Source organism: Nocardia altamirensis NBRC 108246 (genome assembly GCF_001612685.1).
In the GTDB taxonomy this organism is placed as follows: domain Bacteria; phylum Actinomycetota; class Actinomycetes; order Mycobacteriales; family Mycobacteriaceae; genus Nocardia; species Nocardia altamirensis.
In genome coordinates, this window is sequence record NZ_BDAY01000154.1 from 1 (window position 1) to 2,162 (window position 2,162).

1 protein-coding gene and 1 pseudogene are annotated in these 2,162 nt (G+C 64.7%); both read left to right on the top strand.

Going from position 1 to position 2,162, the window contains the following annotated elements:
* The first annotated feature begins 26 nt into the window (after nt 1-26).
* Nucleotides 27-1,267, top strand: a pseudogene (gene istA / locus NA11_RS43565) (IS21 family transposase).
* A complete protein-coding gene (istB, locus tag NA11_RS43570; RefSeq protein ID WP_069167988.1) occupies nt 1,267-2,088 on the top strand; it encodes an IS21-like element helper ATPase IstB in 822 nt (273 codons plus the stop codon). The pseudogene istA and the gene istB overlap by 1 nt, the downstream one beginning before the upstream one ends.
* Nucleotides 2,089-2,162: the final 74 nt, after the last annotated feature.

Genomic DNA, 2,162 nt, shown 5'->3' on the forward strand with positions numbered 1-2,162 from the left:
TATCCGAACCAGGGAGGACCGAAGGGATGCTTGCTGTGGAGGATTGGGCTGAGATTCGTCGTTTGCGCCGGTCAGAGGGTATGCCGATCCAGGCGATCGCCCGGTTGTTGGGCGTGTCCCGTAACACTGTGAAGCGGGCTTTGGCCTCGGACCGGCCGCCGAAATACGAGCGTGCGGCCACGGGGTCGATCGTGGATGCGGTCGAGCCGCGGATCCGGGAGTTGCTCAAGACCTATCCGACGATGCCGTCGACGGTGATCGCCGAGCGGATCGGTTGGACGAACTCGATCCGGGTGTTGTCAGGCCGGGTCGCGGACTTGCGCCCGGCGTATCTGCCGCCGGATCCGGCGTCGCGGACCGCCTATGTCGCTGGTGAGATCGCTCAGTGTGATTTCTGGTTTCCGCCGATCGAGTTGCCGGTCGGGTTCGGGCAGGTCCGTGGCCCGAAGCAGTTGCCGGTGCTGACGATGGTGTTGGGTTATTCGCGGTGGCTGATGGCGATGTTGATTCCGTCGCGGCATGCGGAGGATTTGTTCGCGGGCTGGTGGGCTCATATTCATGGGTTGGGTTCGGTGCCAAGGGTTTTGGTTTGGGATGGCGAAGGCGCGATCGGCCGTTGGCGTGGTGGGCGCAGCGAGCTGACCGCCGAGTGTCAAGCGTTCCGGGGAACGCTGGGCACCAAAGTGCTTGTTTGCAAGCCCGCCGATCCGGAAGCCAAAGGCATGATCGAACGGGCCCACGACTATCTGGAGCGTTCGTTCCTGCCTGGTCGATCATTCAGCAGCCCCACCGATTTCAACATCCACTGGGTGAGTGGCTGGAGTTGGTGAATCGTCGGCCGCGCCGCGCGCTGGGTTGCGCGCCGACCGATCGGGTCACCGCGGATCGCCAGGCGATGCTGGGGTTGCCGCCGGTGGCTCCGGAGACCGGGTGGCGGCGCTCGGCGCGGCTGCCTCGTGATCACTACATTCGCTTGGATTCCAACGACTATTCGGTGCATCCGTCGGTGATCGGGCGCCGCATCGAGATCCTCGCCGACCTGGACCGGGTCCGGGTGTTCTCCAGCGGGCGGGTCGTGGCCGATCACGAACGGATCTGGGCCTGGCATCAGACCTTGTCCGATCCAGACCATGTCGAAGCGGCGAAAGTGTTGCGGCGCGGCCGGATCGGTGTCCTGCGCCCGGCACCGGAGCCGCAAGTTGAGCAACGCGCCTTGACCGACTACGACACCGCACTGGGTATCGATCTCGAAGGCGGGGTGGCCTGATGCCCGCACGGACCCCCACCACCGCTGCGAAAACATCCACCACGACAAGGGATTTCACCGCTGAACTGAGCTTCCTCACCCGCGCGCTGAAAGCACCATCACTACGCGAAGCCGCCCAACGGCTGCCCGAACGCGCCCGCGCCGAGAACTGGAGCCATGAAGAGTTCCTCATCGCCTGCCTGCAGCGAGAAGTCTCCGCCCGCGAGTCCCACGGCGGTGAGGGCCGCATCCGCTCAGCCCGCTTCCCCTACCGGAAATCCCTAGAAGAGTTCGACTTCGGTCACTCCCGCGGCTTGAAACGCGACGTGATCGCCCACCTGGGCACCCTCGACTTCGTCACCGCCAAGGAGAACGTCGTATTCCTGGGCCCGCCCGGCACCGGCAAAACCCACCTGGCGATCGGGCTGGCGATCCGCGCCTGTCAGGCCGGGCACCGGGTCGCCTTCGCTACCGCCGCCGAATGGGTCTCCCGCCTGGCCGAGGCCCACCATGCAGGCCGGTTGCAAGCCGAGCTGATCAAACTCGGTCGCTACCCACTTTTGGTGGTCGACGAGGTCGGCTACATCCCGTTCGAGAACGAGGCCGCCAACCTGTTCTTCCAGTTGGTCTCGTCCCGATATGAACGCGCTTCACTGATCGTGACCAGCAACAAGGTCTTCGGCCGCTGGGGCGAGGTCTTCGGCGACGACGTCGTCGCCGCAGCCATGATCGACCGCCTCGTCCACCACGCCGAGGTCATCGCCCTCAAAGGCGACAGCTACCGGCTCAAGGACCGCGACCTCGGCCGCGTCCCCGCCGCCGCCGGCACAACTGAAGACTGAAACCATCAACTAAACCGACCAGATGGTCCATATTGACTTGCCGTCAAATGATCCGGATTGGCGTGCCGTTGACA

What these genes read in the sequence shown, in the direction of transcription:
- istB (WP_069167988.1), top strand. Translation starts at nt 1,267, where the DNA reads ATGCCCGCACGGACCCCCACCACCGCTGCGAAAACATCCACCACGACA.